This is a genomic window from Proteiniphilum saccharofermentans (assembly GCF_900095135.1).
Classification (GTDB): Bacteria; Bacteroidota; Bacteroidia; order Bacteroidales; family Dysgonomonadaceae; genus Proteiniphilum; species Proteiniphilum saccharofermentans.
This window is the reverse complement of sequence record NZ_LT605205.1, coordinates 1070729-1087977: the sequence shown is the minus strand read 5'-3', so window position 1 is coordinate 1087977 and position 17249 is coordinate 1070729. Positions and strand designations below refer to the sequence as shown.

The following is a 17249-nucleotide window of genomic DNA, read 5'->3' as shown; positions in this document are numbered from 1 at the left end:
ATTACTCATATCTGCAAGATTTTCCTATGGTCTCCGCCCGCAATTAATTATAATTTTGTAATATGGATAAACAAAAACTAACATTACTGCTCTCTTTCGTATGTTTACTCGCAACATCGGCTTCCTGTAAATCCGGGCCAAAGGAAAAAGAGATGGCTGCCTACCTGCTTGTCTATTTCACCGATCCTACCCACAGCCTTTTTATGGCATTAAGTCCCGACGGGTACACATTTACGGATGTGAATAACGGCCAGCCGGTGATTGGAGGCGACACTATCGCTACACAAAAGGGCATTCGCGATCCGCATATCACACGCGGCCCCGATGGTGCATTTTACCTGGCAATGACCGACCTGCATATCTTCGGGCAACGTGAAGGCTATCGTACCACACAATGGGAACGTGACGGGGATATCCACGGATGGGGCAATAACCGCGGTTTTGTACTGATGAAATCGTATGACCTGATCAACTGGACGCGGAGCAGTGTATTGGTAGAGGAGCAGTTCCCGCATCTTAACGTTTCCTGCGCATGGGCGCCGCAAACCATCTACGACGAGGCGAAAGGGAAGATGATGCTTTATTTTACCATGCGGCTCGATGGTGGTAAGACAAAAATGTATTATGCTTATACCGATGATGATTTTACAAAACTCGTTTCGGAACCAAAGTTGATTTTCGAGTATCCCGACCCAGAGATCCAGGTGCTGGATGCCGATATAACACCCTTGCCTGACGGACGGTTCGTCATGACCTATGTCGCACAGGACGGACCCGCGGGAATTAAGATGGCCGTTTCGGATAAAATCAACAGTGGTTACGTGTATCAGCCGGAACAGATCGATTTTGAACCAGCCTCCTGCGAGGCTCCGAATGTATGGAAACGTATCGGCGAAGATAAATGGGTGTTGATGTATGATATATTCAGCATCAACCCGCATAATTTCGGTTTTGCCGAAACATCCGACTTTGTAAATTTTACTCACTTGGGACATTTTAATGAAGGGCAAATGAAAACGACCAACTTCAGTTCGCCCAAGCATGGGGCAGTGATCCAGGTCTCCAAAGAGGAAGCGCAAAGGCTGGCCGCCCATTGGGATTTGCAAATAGAGTTTTGATAAAAATATTAATTTAAGTTTCGCAAGTCGTATGATTGCAACTAAAGCTTCCGTCTGACGATATTTTGTGACCCATTACAGTTCTTGTTCACTCGCTTTAGTTACATACATTTCAAATTTAAATGCAAAACTTGAGATATTAACTATAACAATAGAAAAACAGGATGAATAGAAAAAAGCTCAACTGGATACTACTTTGTTTTATCTGCTTCTCTTTTGCGAATGCTCAGGTAAATCCGCAGATAGAATATTTCAGGTTACAGGATGTAAGACTTTTGGAAAGTCCTTTCAGGCAAGCAGAAGAATTAAACAAGCAATACTTGCTGGAGATGGATGCCGACCGTCTCCTTGCACCTTTTCAGAGGGAGGCTGGCCTGCCCCGAAAAGCCGATAGCTATACCAACTGGGAAAATACCGGACTCGACGGACATATCGGAGGGCATTACCTCTCGGGACTGTCATTGATGTATGCATCTACCGGAGACGAACAGGTCAAAAGCAGGTTGGATTACATGATCGCTGAACTAAAACGGTGCCAGGACGCCAACGGTAACGGATATATCGGTGGTGTACCCGGTGGAAAAGCTATATGGGAAGAAGTCGCTTCCGGAAATATCCGCGCCGGCGGTTTCGACCTGAACGGTAAATGGGTGCCGCTATACAATATCCACAAGACCTACGCCGGATTGAGGGATGCATGGCTGATCGCCGGAAATGAAGAGGCAAAGGAGATGCTGATAAAAATGACTGATTGGGCAATCAAACTTGTTTCCAACTTATCGGAAGAGCAATTACAGGATATGCTTCGCAGCGAACACGGCGGATTGAATGAAACCTTTGCCGATGTAGCAGCCATCACCGGTGATAAAAAATACCTCGAACTGGCACATAAATTCTCCCATCAATTGATATTGGACCCTTTGATTCATCATCAGGACAAACTGACCGGGATGCACGCCAATACCCAGATACCAAAGGTATTGGGGTTCAAGCGTATTGCAGACCTCGAAGGCAACGAATCGTGGGAAGAGGCAGCCCGTTTCTTCTGGGAAACGGTGGTGGAAAACCGGTCGGTATCGATCGGGGGAAACAGCGTTTCCGAACATTTCAACCCGGTGGACGATTTTTCACGGATGATCAGCAGCATAGAAGGCCCCGAGACCTGCAACACCTATAACATGTTGCGGTTGACTAAAATGTTGTATCAGACCTCGAAAGATAAGAAATATGTAGACTATTACGAACGTGCTCTTTACAATCATATCCTCTCTACCCAACATCCACATACGGGCGGTTATGTCTATTTCACGCAGATGCGTCCCGGACATTACAGAGTCTATTCGCAACCGCATACCAGTATGTGGTGCTGCGTGGGATCGGGGATGGAAAATCACTCGAAATATGGTGAGATGATCTACGCTCGTGCGGACAACGAGCTATATGTCAATCTTTTTATTCCATCCTCATTACAGTGGAAACAACAGGATACGGAGATCATTCAGGAAAATAACTTTCCCTATGAAGCCTCTACGCAGATTACCGTGAATCCCCGCAAACAGAAGCAGTTTACACTGTTATTGCGTTATCCTGAATGGGTAAATGAAGGAACTGTAAAAATTAAAGTGAACGGGAAATCATATCCCGTAGAGAATAAAAACGGATATATTCCTGTCGACAGAAAATGGAAAAAAGGCGATAAAGTGGTGATGGAGATGCCGATGACGCTGAAAGCTGAACAACTACCGGACGGATCCGGCTACTATTCGTTCCTGTATGGTCCGATAGTACTTGCTGCAAAAACCGGCACTGAAGACCTGGCAGGTTTGTTTGCCGATGACAGCAGAGGCGGGCATATCGCACACGGAAAACAAATTCCGATGAAAAATATGCCACTGTTAGTGGGAGAGCCCGATAAGTTGACCTCTTACCTCTCTCCTGTGCCCGGTAAGCCGCTGACCTTCCATCTGAGTAACCTTTACCCGGAAAAGTATGCAGAGGGTATGGAGCTGGTTCCCTTCTTCAGCCTGCATGAGTCCCGCTATATCATGTACTGGCCGCAGGCGACCGAAGAAGAAGCAGATAATATCCGGCTTGAGCAGGAAAAGCAGGAAGCCGAACGATTGAAACTGGATGCAGTAACGATAGACAGAGTAGTATGCGGGGAACAGCAACCCGAATCGGATCATTTTATCGCATCTGAGAATTCTGGAGCGGGCGTTTTTGAAGATATCCGCTGGCGTGAAGCAAACGGATGGTTCAGTTATAAACTAAAAAACAACGATCGGAAAGCCCGTCACCTCTATGTGGCATATTTCGACAAGGATCGATCCCGTAATTTTGAGATACTTGTCAATGATGTACGGGTAAAAGGTTTTTCATTAACGGGAAATAAGGGAGATGAGGTACAGAAGCTGATTATTCCCATTCCGGAGAGTATTTCCCAAAGTGAGACCCTTACGGTAAAATTCCTGGCAATGCCGGGAAGCATGACCGGAAAGATAGCAGAGGTCCGTGCACTCTCTCAATCTGTCGGAGAGCCTGAATATGTTGCCTACCTGTTTGCCTATTTTACCGGTAACAAGGTGGAAGAAGAAGCGGTGAGGTATGCCATCAGCAGCAACGGCTATAACTATTATACGCTGAACAACAACCAGCCGGTGATCGACTCGAAAAAGATCAGTTCGACCGGAGGCGTGCGTGATCCCCATATCCTGCGGGGAGAAGATGGTAAGACCTTTTATATGGTGCTGACCGATATGACTTCATCCACAGGGTGGGACTCCAATCGTGCGATGGTATTACTTAAGTCGTCCGATCTGGTCAACTGGACATCAAGCATCATCAATATCCAGCAGAAATATGAAGGACAGGGAGACCTGAAACGGGTATGGGCGCCGCAAACCATCTACGATCCGGAAGCCGGGAAATACATGGTATACTGGTCGATGAAACACGGTGACGGAACTGATATCATTTACTATGCCTATGCCAATGACGATTTCACGGACCTGGAGGGAGAACCCCGGCCGCTGTTCCTGCCTGAAAACGGAAAATCATGTATCGATGGGGATATCGTGCTGAAAGACGGACTGTTCTATATGTTCTATAAGACCGAGGGGCATGGCAATGGCATCAAGCTGGCGACTACCCGTTCACTTACCTCCGGGCAATGGACAGAATATGAAGATTACAAGCAGCAGACGCCGGAAGCGGTGGAAGGATCGAGCGTATTCAAACTGATCGGTTCCGACAAATACATATTGATGTACGACGTCTATATGAAAGGAGCTTATCAGTTCACTGAGAGTACCGACCTGATGAATTTCCGGGTGATCGACCATGAGATTTCCATGGATTTCCATCCCCGGCATGGATCCATTATTCCTATCACACAAAAAGAGCTGGATGCCCTGATCGCAAAATGGGGTAAACCTGAAAAATTCTCTGTAAATATCCCCAACCCTGTACTGAAAGGATTTTTTGCCGACCCGTATGCCCTTTATTCCAACAAAACGAACAAATACTACATCTATCCCACAAGCGATGGGTATAACGGGTGGTCAGGTACCTATTTTAAAACCTTCTCGTCGGAAAACCTTTCCGAATGGAAAGACGAAGGCATCATCCTTGATCTGAAAAAAGATGTCTCCTGGGCCGACAGGAACGCCTGGGCACCCTGCGCCATCGAAAAAAAGACGAAAGATGGATATAAGTATTATTACTATTTTACGGCAGCACAGAAAATAGGTGTAGCGGTCGCCAATGATCCCGCCGGTCCGTTTGTCGATTCCGGTAAACCACTGATCGACTTCAAACCCGAAGGTGTGAGAGGTGGACAGGAAATCGATCCTGATGTATTCTGTGATCCTGTAACAGGCAAAAATTATCTTTATTGGGGCAACGGCTATATGGCCGTGGCGGAACTGAATGACGATATGGTATCCATTAAAAGGAACACCATCAAAGTGATGACGCCCGACAATACATTCCGTGAAGCGATCCATCTCTTTTACCGCAACGGCATCTATTATTTCCTCTGGTCGGAAGATGATACCCGAAGTGAGAATTACAGGGTACGCTATGCTACCTCAAAATCTCCATTGGGGCCACTTACCATTCCTGAGAATAACCTGATCCTGTCGAAGTCCCCTGACGAAGGGATTTGGGGTACAGGTCATAATTCAACATTAAAAATAAAAGATAAGGACGAATGGTATATTGTGTATCACCGCTTTTTCCGTCCCGAAGGAATCAAGTGGGGCGATGCTGCCGGTTATCACCGTGAAGTATGTATCGACCGCATGGAATTCAACGAGGATGGGAGTATTAAACCGGTAGTGCCGACCGCAGTTGATAATTGACAATGGACAATGGAAAATTGAAAGTTGAAAGTTGAAAGTTGAAAATTAAGAAGTTGGAAAGTTAAGAAGAGAAGGAATAATGGAAAATCGATAATTGGTAATTGCTTATTGGACCTGTTGGTAATTTCCCAAATCCCAAATCTAAAACAGTCTTGGTTCTTGGTTCTTGAATCTTGGTTCTAAATATTTAAACAAATGAATAAATTTATCTCACTAATTCTCATCGGCCTCCTGGCCATATTGACAAGCAGTTGTAATAACAACGCGAAGGGAACGTTCGAAGTAGGGCAGAATACCTTCCTCCTGAATGGTGAACCTTTCGTGGTGAAAGCGGCAGAACTCCATTATCCGCGTATTCCGCGGGAATATTGGGAACACCGTATTCAAATGACCAAAGCGTTAGGAATGAATACGATTTGCCTTTATATTTTCTGGAATATCCATGAACCGGAAGAAGGACAATTCGATTTCACCGGAAATAACGACGTGGCCGCCTTCTGCCGGTTGGCCCGGAAGCACGGAATGCATGTGATCGTCCGTCCGGGACCCTATGTCTGCGCCGAATGGGAGATGGGGGGATTACCCTGGTGGTTATTGAAGAAAAGCGATATCAAGCTTCGGGACAACGATCCCTATTTTCTCGAACGCACCCGGCTGTTTATGAACGAGGTGAGCAAACAGCTCGCAGACCTGCAAATCACAAGAGGTGGTAATATCATCATGTTCCAGGTGGAAAACGAGTACGGTGCATACGGCACCAATAAGGAGTATGTAGCCAATATCCGCGATATTGTAAGAGATGCAGGATTGGATGAAGTGCCTCTTTTTCAGTGTGACTGGAACTCCAACTTCGAGAACAATGCACTCGACGACCTGTTATGGACGATCAATTTCGGTACCGGAGCAAATATAGAAGACCAGTTCCGCCGCCTGAAAGAACTGCGTCCCGAAAGTCCGCTGATGTGCAGCGAATTCTGGTCGGGCTGGTTCGACCACTGGGGTGCCAAGCACGAAACACGCAGTGCGGAAGCGCTGGTAGCGGGATTGAAGGAGATGCTGGATCAGAATATTTCGTTCAGCCTATATATGACGCACGGTGGGACAAGTTTCGGACACTGGGGTGGAGCCAATTTCCCCAATTTTTCGCCTACTACCACCTCTTACGACTATGATGCTCCCATCAACGAATATGGCAGGGCAACAGAGAAATATTACCAGGTACGCAGACTGCTGGAACAATATCTTCCCGAAGGAGAACAGTTGCCTCCCGTTCCGGATTCGATACCCACTATTTCGATCCCTGAATTTGAATTGAATGAAAATGCAGTGCTATTCGACAATCTCCCGGAACCGGTACGCAGTGAAGAGGTAAAATCGATGGAATATTTCGAGCAGGGATGGGGAAGTATACTTTACCGCACCAAACTGAAAGAATCGGCGGCACGTCAGACACTGGTGATCACGGAAGCCAATGACTGGACACAGGTATTTATAAACGGTGAACGGATAGCTGCTCTCAGCCGCCTGAAAGGAGAAGGTAGTGCCGTACTGCCACCCGTAAAGGAAGGTGATGTACTGGATATTCTTGTGGAAGCGATGGGACGTATGAATTTCGGTAAGGGGATATACGACTGGAAAGGAATTACCGAAAAGGTGGAACTTGTTACTGAGGACGGAACAACCGAACTGAAGGGCTGGGAAGTATACAATATCCCGGTAGATTATGCATTTGCAAAAAATAAAACTTATCGTGAAGAGGCCAACACTGCCGGGCATCCCGCCTATTACCGGGGCACCTTTACGCTGGATGAAACCGGCGACACCTTCCTCGATATGAGGAATTGGAGTAAAGGAATGGTCTGGGTGAACGGTTATGCTATCGGACGTTACTGGCATATCGGTCCCCAGCAAGCGTTATATGTGCCGGGATGCTGGCTGAAGAAGGGTAAGAACGAAGTGATCGTGCTGGATATGGCTTCTCCAGAGAAGCCAGCACTGAACGGATTACGTGAACCTATTCTCGATCAGCTTTCACTGCAAGGTTCTGCCTATGCGCACCGGAAAGCGGGAGAAGAGTTGAATCTCAGCGGCGAGCAGGCCTACTATACCGGATCGTTTAAACCGGGGAACGGGTGGCAGCATGTGAAATTCGGGAAACAGCAGATCCGTTATTTCTGCCTTGAATCACTCAATTCACACGAAGGAGACAATTATGCCGCCATCGCGGAACTGGAATTGCTGGGAGAAGACGGAAAACCCGTTTCACGTCAACACTGGAAAGTGGTGTATGCAGATAGTGAGGAGACCAACAGCGCCAATAATATTGCCTCCAATGTATTCGACCTGCAGGAATCGACCTTCTGGCATACCGATTATTCTACCCTTAATCCCGGCCATCCGCACCATATCGTCATCGATCTGGGTGAAGATAAAGTCATCAGCGGATTTTCATACCTGCCACGTCCCGAATCGGGAAAACCGGGTATGATTAAAGATTACAGGGTATATATAAAGAAAACACCTTTTAAATTAACTCAATAACATATTGAATATGAAGAAATATTTTTTAATCATTCTTTTATCGTGCATATACATTAGTAGTATATCCGCACAACAAACCTACGAATTGGTTGTCAATGCCAGGAAACCGGGAGCAGAAATACAGCCCACCATGTACGGGTTGTTCTTCGAGGATATCAATTTCGGAGCCGATGGTGGTTTGTACGCCGAGCTGGTCAAAAACCGCTCTTTCGAATTTCCACAATCGTTGATGGGTTGGAACAGTTTCGGCAAAGTGGAAGTACGCAACGACGGCGCTCCCTTTGAGCGCAATCCTCACTATGTACGCCTGAACAACGCAGGACACGGGCATAAGCATACCGGACTGGAAAACGAGGGTTTCCGTGGGATTGGTGTGAAGAAAGATGCCACATACCGTTTTTCGGTCTGGGCACGATCCGGTAGTGCTGCCGGACAAAAGATCAGGATCGAATTGATCGACGCCAATAACGATCCTTTTGAACGAAAAGAACTGGCAATCGATTCTAAGGAATGGAAGAAATACGAAATTGTTCTTATCTCTCCAAAAGAGGAGCCAAAAGCTTCACTGCGTATATTCCTTACATCGGAAGGGCCGGTGGATCTGGAACATATTTCCCTTTTTCCCACCGATACATGGAAAGGCAGGGAGAATGGTTTGCGCAAGGATCTGGTGGAAGCGCTCAATGAACTCAATCCCGGTTTGTTTCGTTTCCCTGGTGGATGTATTGTGGAGGGAACCGACCTGGAAACGCGCTACGACTGGAAAAAATCTGTCGGACCGGTGGAAAACCGTCCGTTGAACGAAAACCGCTGGCACTACACGTTTGCCCACCGGTTATTCCCGGATTATTTCCAGACCTACGGAATGGGATTTTATGAACTGTTCCTGCTTTCCGAAGATATGGGTGCTGAACCGCTGCCCGTAGTGAACGTGGGATTATCCTGCCAGTACCAGAACGAAGGGGAACATTGCCATGTACCGGTAGGAGAACTGCAGGATTATATCCAGGATGCGTTAGACCTTATTGAGTTTGCCAATGGTTCTACTTCGACTACCTGGGGTAAAGTCAGGGCGGAAATGGGACATCCCGAACCGTTTAACCTGAAGTTTATCGGTATCGGTAATGAACAATGGGGACCTGAATACCCTGCCCGACTGGAAAAATTTATCGAAGCTATCCGTGCACAATATCCCGAAATAAAGATCATCGGAAGCTCCGGGCCACAAGCCGAAGGTGAGGATTTCGATTATCTGTGGCCGGAGATGAAACGGTTGAAAGTAGACCTGGTGGATGAACATTATTACCGTTCGCCGGAATGGTTTCTGAAACAAGCCGCACGTTACGATTCCTATGACCGTAAAGGGCCAAAAGTATTCGCGGGTGAGTATGCCTGCCATCCTCAGAACAGAAAGAACAATTTTGAATCGGCATTGTGCGAATCTGCATTTATGACGGGACTGGAACGGAATGCCGACATTGTCCACATGGCGACTTATGCCCCTCTGCTGGCACATGTGGATGCATGGCAGTGGCGTCCCGACCTGATCTGGTTCGATAACCTGCGTTGTGTGCGTACGCCCAATTATTATGTACAGAAGCTATACGCACACCATGCGGGTACCAATGTATTACCGCTTACATGGAATAAGAAAGCCCTTACAGGACAAGACGGATTGTATGCCTCTGCCGTGATCGATACCAATAAGAAAGAAATCATCGTGAAGTTAAGCAACGTATCGGAAGAAAACAAAGAGATACGGATCAGCTTAGAGGGTTTAAGCCGGAAAATGAAGATACAACCGGAAGCACAGGCGATCCTGTTGAAGGGGGAAGCGGACAAAGAAAATACGCTGGACAATCCTGATGCCATTGTACCTGTCGACTCTTCCGTTTCTGTCAACGGAACGGTATTGCAAACGACAGCAGAAGCCGGTTCATTCAATGTGTATAGGATTGCCTATACAGACTAGACTAACAGGTGTATGAAAAACTGCAGGGGCGACCGTTTTGATCGCTCCTGCTTTTTATCTTATTATATAATCATCAAATCGATAAATTATCACATCAAGAAACACCCTTTCCACTTTTTCACCTTTCCACCTTTTCACCTTCCCACTTCTTTTCCAGATTCCGCTTCAACGCCTGCAGGAACTCCTGCGTAGTGAGATATGTATCACGTGATGCATCGTTCCCGTAGACGAGGAGTGCCAGGTCTTTGGTCATCTCCCCACCTTCCACAGTCTCGATACATACCTGTTCCAGTTTTTCGCAGAAATCGATAAGCGGTTGATTGCCGTCGAGCCGTCCCCGGTGCGCTAATCCACGTGTCCAGGCAAAAATAGAAGCAATAGGATTGGTACTGGTCTCCTTACCCTGCTGATGCTGGCGATAGTGCCGCGTCACCGTACCATGTGCCGCTTCGGCTTCCACCGTTTTACCGTCGGGTGTCACCAATACGGAGGACATCATCCCCAGCGAACCGAAACCCTGCGCTACCGTATCGGATTGCACATCTCCGTCGTAGTTCTTACATGCCCATACAAATCCCCCGCTCCACTTCATGGCCGCAGCCACCATATCATCGATCAACCGATGTTCATAAGTGATACCGGCCTTCTCAAATTCGGCTTTGAATTCATTCTCATACACCTCCTGAAAAATATCCTTAAATCTACCATCATAGGCTTTCAGGATAGTATTCTTGGTAGACATGTAGAGCGGATATTTTTTGGTCAGCGCCATCTGGAAGGACGAACGGGCAAATCCGTAGATAGACTCGTCGGTATTGTACATCGCCATAGCTACCCCGTCACCCTTGAAATCATACACTTCCCAGCTTTGTGTTTCACCCTCTTCGTTGGTGAACGTAAGGCGGAGCGTGCCTTTCCCCCTGATAACCTTATCCGTGGCACGGTACTGGTCACCAAAGGCATGACGGCCTATGATGATCGGCTCAGTCCATCCCTGTACATAACGGGGGATATTGCTACAGATGATCGGCTCGCGGAATACAGTTCCTCCCACAATATTACGGATGGTCCCGTTGGGCGATTTCCACATCTGCTTCAGTCCGAATTCCTTCACACGCGCCTCGTCGGGCGTGATGGTGGCGCACTTGATGCCTACATTGTATTTTTTGATGGCCTCGGCAGCCTCTACCGTCACCTGGTCATCCGTAGCATCGCGATGCTGTATGCCGAGGTCGAAATATTTAATCTCCAGATCGAGATAGGGTAAGATCAGTTGTTCTTTGATAAATGACCAGATGATACGGGTCATCTCATCGCCGTCCAACTCAACAATTGGATTATTTACTTTTATTTTTTGCATGGAATGGGGGTTATCGTTCATTCATCGGGATAAAGGATTGTCTCTCACGCACGTTTTTGTATGCCGGACGGATCAGGCGTTTGCTGGTGAAATTCATCTCCTCGATCCGGTGAGCCGACCAACCCACGATACGTGCCATGGCAAAAAGCGGCGTAAACACCTCCGGGGGTAATCCGAGAGCATCGTACACAAATCCCGAATAGAAGTCCACGTTGATACATGTCCGGGCCTTGGCCGTACTCTTCTTGAAGCCAAGAAATACCTCTACGGCACGTTCTTCTATCAACTCCATAAAGGCGAACTCCTCTTCACGCCCTTTTTCCTTAGCCAGATCACGCGCCATCTCTTTCAATAGTATAGCACGCGGGTCACTGATCGTATAGACGGCATGGCCGATACCATAGATAAGACCGGTACGGTCGTATGCCTCTTTATTCAATATTTTTGTCAGATAGTCGTCTATCTGTGACTGGCTTGTCCAGTCATTTACATTTTGCTTCATGTCTTCCAGCATGCCCTGCACCTTGATGTTGGCTCCTCCATGGAGCGGCCCTTTCAATGAACCAATCCCTGCGGCAATGGCAGAATAGGTATCCGTTTCGGTCGAGCTGGTGACACGTACCGAGAAAGTGGAGTTATTTCCTCCCCCATGTTCCGCATGAAGTAGCAGCGCCAGGTCAAGAATTTTCACATCAAGTTCCGTATAACTGTCACGCCCCTTCATCATATACAAGAAGTTCTCAGCTACCGAACGGTCTTCATAAGGATGACGGATATGCAGGGAACGTCCCATTTGGTCATGCCGAAGCACCTGGTATGCATAGGCGATAATGGTAGGGAATTTGGCAATCAGGTTAATTGACTGGTTGATAAGATTTTCAGGAGAGATATCATCCGGATTTTCATCATAGGTATAAAGTTCCAGCACGCTCCTGGCCAGGATATTCATAATATTCCCACCTTTCAAAGCCATAATATTCATCGTCGCCCTGTGATTCAATGGCATCGTCCGGGCAATCAGGTGTTCTACAGCTTTGAGTTCTTCACTGTTGGGCAGTCGACCCGAAAGAAGCAAAAAAGTGGTTTCCTCAAATCCCAAACGATTTTCCTGTTGTATCCCTTTCACCAACTCTTCCACATCCATTCCCCGATAAAAAAGCTTACCGGGAACAGGGCTCAAGGTGCCGTCAGGCTGACGTTCATAACCCACTACATCTCCTACACGTGTAAGTCCGGCGAGTACTCCTGAGTGATCTTCATTGCGAAGGCCGCGCTTCACACCCATCTTAGTAAAAAGGTCTTTGTCGATATTGCTTGTGAAGGCAACGGAGTCCGACAATGTTTTTCTCAATTGTTCATTATCCATAGTGACATATTTTGTTTAATTATATTGCTTACGTTCAATTACATTTCACTATTTGAGCATATACTCTTTAATTTCTAATTCTCGCTATTGCATAATCTAAACAAGTTTAGTCTCTACTCATTTAGCTCACCTAGCTTTAGGAAATAGTTTTCAAAGGATGATAAAGCTGAAGCGCTCCTGTCTTTTTAACACTCTTTTGACCGGCTTTGTTTACAAGAGTAAACATTTTTATAAATTTTCAATCACTTTGCGGGAGAATTCAGAAGTTGACAAAGGTTTTCCGTTTTCCATAAACCGCGCCAGGTCAGAGGTTCCGTAACCATTTTCAAAAAGAGTCTCCAAAGCGGAAGTAATCAGATCGCCCGCCTCCTGCCATCCCATATATTCCAGCATCATTACTGCCGACAACAACATGGAACAGGGATTTGCCTTGTCTTTCCCTACAATATCAGGTGCGGTGCCATGTGTCGCCTCAAAAATAGCATGCCCTGTATGGTAGTTGATATTGGCGCCCGGGGCAATGCCGATACCACCCACCATGGCCGCCAACTGATCGGAAATATAATCTCCGTTCAGGTTAAGCGTCGCAATCACCGAATACTCTTCAGGTTTGAGAAGGGTATTCTGTAAAAAAGCATCAGCTATTACATCCTTGATAAAGACCTTTCCGGATTCAATGGCATGATTATAAACTTCCACCGCCTTCTCCAAACCCTGTTCTGCTTTTATTTTATTGAAAATATGCTCTGTAAAGGTCTGATCGGGAAATTCACGTTCGGCAAGGGCATAACCCCATTTCTTAAAGCCACCTTCGGTAAATTTCATGATATTCCCTTTGTGCACCAGGGTCACTGAAGGTAACCGGTGTTTCAGCGCATACTCGATGGCAGCCCTCACTAACCGTTCCGTCCCCTCCACAGAGACCGGTTTTACTCCCAACGAAGTAGTTTCAGGAAAACGGATCTTTCCTACTCCCATTTCTTCCTGCAGGAATTTCAATACCTTTTCCAGTTCCGGTGTACCGGCAGCCCATTCGATCCCGGCATAAATATCTTCCGTATTTTCACGGAAAATAGTAACATGTACCTTCTCCGGATGCAACAACGGTGTGGACACCCCTTTAAACCATCGCACGGGCCGGAGGCATACATAAAGATCCAACTCCTGACGTAGTGCCACATTGAGGGAGCGTATCCCCTCACCTACCGGTGTAGTGAGCGGACCCTTTATCCCTACCAGGCAACTACGGAATGCATCCATGGTTTCATCCGGCAGCCAGCTTCCCACTTTATTGAAAGCTTTTTCGCCGGCCAGGACTTCCTTCCATTCAATTTTTCGCTTTCCCTGGAATACCTTGTCGACAGCATTGTCAACAATCCTCTGCACATGGAGTGAAATCTCTTTTCCTATCCCATCCCCTTCAATAAAGGGGATGACCGGATGATCCGGTACGATAAGTTGACCGTTTTGACGCGTTATATATTGCATATTTTCATTTATTTCATAGCATTCAGTGCACTCCCTGCCTTAAACCACTCAATTTGCTGTTCATTATAGGTATGGGCCACCTCAAAACTCTCTTTCGTTCCATCGGCATGAAGCAATTCCACGGTCAGGTTTTTACCGGGAGTAAACTCTTTTAATCCTTTCACGCTGATCTTGTCCCTCTCCCGAACCCTATCATAGTCTTCTTTATTAACAAAAGTAAGCGCCAACATGCCCTGTTTCTTCAGGTTGGTCTCATGAATACGGGCAAACGATTTGACCAGTATCACCTTCACATTGAGATGGCGCGGTTCCATGGCAGCATGCTCACGACTAGAGCCTTCCCCGTAGTTCTCTTCCGCCACAACTACAGAACCGACTCCTTCGGATTTGAATTTCCGGGCTAACGCCGGTACAGGGGAATATTCCATGGTTCCGGGGTCAAGTACCGAGTTGGTACTATCATTAAAAGCGTTCACCGCTCCAATCAGCATATTATCCGAGATATTATCGAGGTGTCCACGGAAACGGAGCCATGGTCCGGCCATGGAAATATGATCGGTAGTGCATTTTCCTTTTACTTTGATAAGCAACGGTAATCCGATATAGTCCCCACCGTTCCATGCAGGAAAAGGTTCCAGTTTTTGCAAGCGGTTCGAATTGGGATCAATCGAGACCTGCACGCTGCTTCCATCTTCCGATGGTGCCAGGTATCCCGCATCTTTCACATCATATCCTGCGGGCGGCATTTCAAAACCGGTCGGTTCGGCCAGTTTCACCCACTCCCCCCTTTCATTCTGAAGGGTGTCGGTCAGCGGATTGAAACAGAGGTCTCCGGCAATGGTCAATGCAGCCACTAATTCGGGAGACGTTACAAATGCATGGGTATTGGGATTACCGTCGTTCCGTTTCGCGAAATTACGGTTAAACGAAGTTACGATAGAATTGGGACGGTCTTTTACCTCATCTTCTCGTTTCCACTGTCCGATACAGGGACCGCAGGCGTTGGCAATAATGGTGGCACCTGCTTCTTCAAACACCTCTAAAACGCCATCGCGCTCAGCAGTGTAACGAACCAGTTCCGAGCCGGGATTGATCAGGAACTGTGCTCTGACAGGCACACTTTCATCACGCGCCTGCTTGACTATCGAAACCGCACGGGTGAGGTCTTCATACGATGAGTTGGTACATGAACCTATCAATCCTACTTCCATTTTCTGCGGATAGTTATTCTCTTTCACTGCCTTGCCGAATTCAGAAATGGTATATGCCGCATCAGGCGTAAATGGCCCATTGATATGGGGCTCGAGCGTTGAAAGGTTTATTTCGATCAATTGGTCATAATATTTTACAGGGTCGGCAACTACCTCCGGATCCGGTTGAAGGTGTTCCATGATCCTACGGGCTTCGTCGGCCACCTCTTTCCTTCCGGTACTTTCAAGATAGGCTGCCGATTTTTCGTCGAACGGGAAGATAGAAGTGGTCGCTCCCACTTCGGCACCCATATTACAAATAGTCCCCTTTCCCGTGGCGGAGAGCGATGCTGCTCCTTCGCCGAAATATTCGATAATGGCATTGGTTCCTCCTTTCACGGTGAGAATGCCTGCTACTTTCAATATCACATCTTTCGGTGCGGTCCAACCCGATAACTTCCCTGTCAGTTTCACACCGATCAGTTTCGGCATTTTCAACTCCCACGGCAAGCCAGCCATCACATCCACTGCATCGGCACCGCCTACGCCAATGGCTATCATGCCCAACCCGCCTGCATTAGGGGTATGCGAGTCGGTACCCACCATCATTCCACCCGGGAAAGCATAGTTTTCGAGTACCACCTGGTGGATAATCCCTGCACCGGGTTTCCAGAAGCCAATTCCGTATTTGTTGGAGACATCGCGAAGGAACTCATATACCTCCTTGTTAGTCATATTGGCTGTCTCCAAGTCGGTTTCAGCATTCTTATATGCCTGTATCAAATGGTCACAGTGTACAGTGGAAGGAACCGCTACATTGGTACGTCCGGAATTCATCAACTGAAGCAGTGCCATCTGTGCGGTAGCATCCTGCATAGCCACACGGTCAGGGGCAAAATCCACATAATCACCGGCACGCTGATAATTTTTTACCGGAACACCGGGCCAGAGATGGGAAAAAAGGATTTTTTCAGTTAAAGTCAAAGGCCGTTGTAAAATATCTTTTGCCTGTTTGATCTTCTCAGGAAGATGTTCGTAGACCTTTCGGATCATGTCAATGTCAAAAACCATAAAGATAGAGTAATTAAATACATTATTTTTAAAATTCAATAAAAGCAAGATTAGCTATTTTGCACCGCTATTCAACTTTTTAACAAATACCCTTCTCTAAATGTTCGGCTAATTTAGAGAAACTTATCGCGGCTACCTCATAAATAAAATCTATATTTAAAACGGAGGTATCAGAATGAAAAATTGAATATCGAATACTTTGGTCGTTTAATAACATATAAGTCATGAGTAAGTTCAAAAAAACTTTTACTTATCTCGAAAATAATCTTAACTTTGTCCTCTAATTTGGATGTAAGGGATAAGGATCATTTTACCATTGTTTCATGATCGAACACGAAGGAATTATTGAGAAAATCAACGACAATCAAGTGACCGTACGTATCCTGCAACAATCGGCCTGCAGTGCGTGTCATGCCAAGGGTGTATGCATGGCCGCCGACTCGAAAGAGAAGCTGGTTGAAGTAGTCGACTTTTCCGGCCGGTTTCGTGAAAACGAACGGGTCATTATCGAGGGAAAAGAGTCAATGGGATACAAGGCTGTTTTCTGGGCATTTGTTCTTCCGCTGGTTATACTCATCTTAACGCTTATCCTCACCCTATCATTATGGAACTTTAGTGAAACAGAAGCAGCGATTAGCGCCATGACCGCTCTTATTCCCTATTACCTGATCCTTTATTTTCTGAGAAAAAAAATGGCAAATTCGTTTCAATTCAACATAAAGAAAATGAATAGTGAATAGTGAAAAATTAGATTGTTCATGTGAGACACCGGATATCTTAAT

General features: G+C 46.6%; 8 protein-coding genes and 1 pseudogene. 5 read left to right on the top strand and 4 right to left on the bottom strand.

All coding sequences use genetic code 11. The features are described from left to right. Window positions 1-137 precede the first annotated feature (137 nt). From PSM36_RS04405 to PSM36_RS04390, 4 genes and pseudogenes are all read left to right on the top strand, one after another. Window positions 138-1118: pseudogene (locus PSM36_RS04405) on the top strand (glycoside hydrolase family 43 protein); the annotation flags it as partial. A gap of 164 nt (window positions 1119-1282) precedes the next feature. Then, a complete protein-coding gene (locus tag PSM36_RS17820) occupies window positions 1283-5479 on the top strand; it encodes a beta-L-arabinofuranosidase domain-containing protein (protein ID WP_083710924.1) in 4197 nt (1398 codons plus the stop codon). Between the two features lie 195 nt (window positions 5480-5674). Continuing rightward, window positions 5675-8020: a beta-galactosidase gene (locus PSM36_RS04395; RefSeq protein ID WP_076929200.1), complete on the top strand. Its 2346-nt coding sequence runs from the start codon at window positions 5675-5677 to the stop codon at window positions 8018-8020. Window positions 8021-8030: 10 nt separating this feature from the next. Then, window positions 8031-9992, top strand: coding sequence for an alpha-L-arabinofuranosidase C-terminal domain-containing protein (locus PSM36_RS04390; RefSeq protein WP_076929197.1), 1962 nt, complete (start codon window positions 8031-8033; stop codon window positions 9990-9992). 118 nt (window positions 9993-10110) lie between these two features. Here the strand turns inward: PSM36_RS04390 and PSM36_RS04385 are convergent, their stop codons facing one another. The 4 genes from PSM36_RS04385 to PSM36_RS04370 form a co-directional block, all read right to left on the bottom strand. Further along, on the bottom strand, window positions 10111-11352 hold the full coding sequence (locus tag PSM36_RS04385) for an NADP-dependent isocitrate dehydrogenase (RefSeq protein WP_076932040.1): 1242 nt from the start codon (window positions 11350-11352) through the stop codon (window positions 10111-10113). Between the two features lie 10 nt (window positions 11353-11362). After that, window positions 11363-12718 carry a citrate synthase gene (locus tag PSM36_RS04380; RefSeq protein ID WP_076929194.1) on the bottom strand — a complete coding sequence of 452 codons (1356 nt, stop codon included), beginning with the start codon at window positions 12716-12718 and terminating at the stop codon, window positions 11363-11365. A 228-nt stretch (window positions 12719-12946) separates the two neighbouring features. After that, entirely contained in the window at window positions 12947-14206 is a 1260-nt protein-coding gene (icd, locus tag PSM36_RS04375; protein WP_076929192.1) for an NADP-dependent isocitrate dehydrogenase, read from the bottom strand. 8 nt (window positions 14207-14214) lie between these two features. Continuing rightward, entirely contained in the window at window positions 14215-16467 is a 2253-nt protein-coding gene (locus tag PSM36_RS04370; RefSeq protein ID WP_076932039.1) for an aconitate hydratase, read from the bottom strand. 323 nt (window positions 16468-16790) lie between these two features. Here PSM36_RS04370 and PSM36_RS04365 point away from each other — a divergent pair, with 323 nt between their 5' ends. Continuing rightward, a complete protein-coding gene (locus tag PSM36_RS04365) occupies window positions 16791-17207 on the top strand; it encodes a SoxR reducing system RseC family protein (RefSeq protein ID WP_076929190.1) in 417 nt (138 codons plus the stop codon). Window positions 17208-17249 lie beyond the last annotated feature (42 nt).

Bases quoted from the DNA above. Each gene is read 5' to 3' on its own strand.
- PSM36_RS04380 (WP_076929194.1), bottom strand. From the start codon at position 12,718: ATGGATAATGAACAATTGAGAAAAACATTGTCGGACTCCGTTGCCTTC.
- PSM36_RS04370 (WP_076932039.1), bottom strand. From the start codon at position 16,467: ATGGTTTTTGACATTGACATGATCCGAAAGGTCTACGAACATCTTCCT.
- PSM36_RS04365 (WP_076929190.1), top strand. From the start codon at position 16,791: ATGATCGAACACGAAGGAATTATTGAGAAAATCAACGACAATCAAGTG.
- icd (WP_076929192.1), bottom strand. From the start codon at position 14,206: ATGCAATATATAACGCGTCAAAACGGTCAACTTATCGTACCGGATCAT.
- PSM36_RS04385 (WP_076932040.1), bottom strand. From the start codon at position 11,352: ATGCAAAAAATAAAAGTAAATAATCCAATTGTTGAGTTGGACGGCGAT.
- PSM36_RS04395 (WP_076929200.1), top strand. From the start codon at position 5,675: ATGAATAAATTTATCTCACTAATTCTCATCGGCCTCCTGGCCATATTG.
- PSM36_RS17820 (WP_083710924.1), top strand. From the start codon at position 1,283: ATGAATAGAAAAAAGCTCAACTGGATACTACTTTGTTTTATCTGCTTC.
- PSM36_RS04390 (WP_076929197.1), top strand. From the start codon at position 8,031: ATGAAGAAATATTTTTTAATCATTCTTTTATCGTGCATATACATTAGT.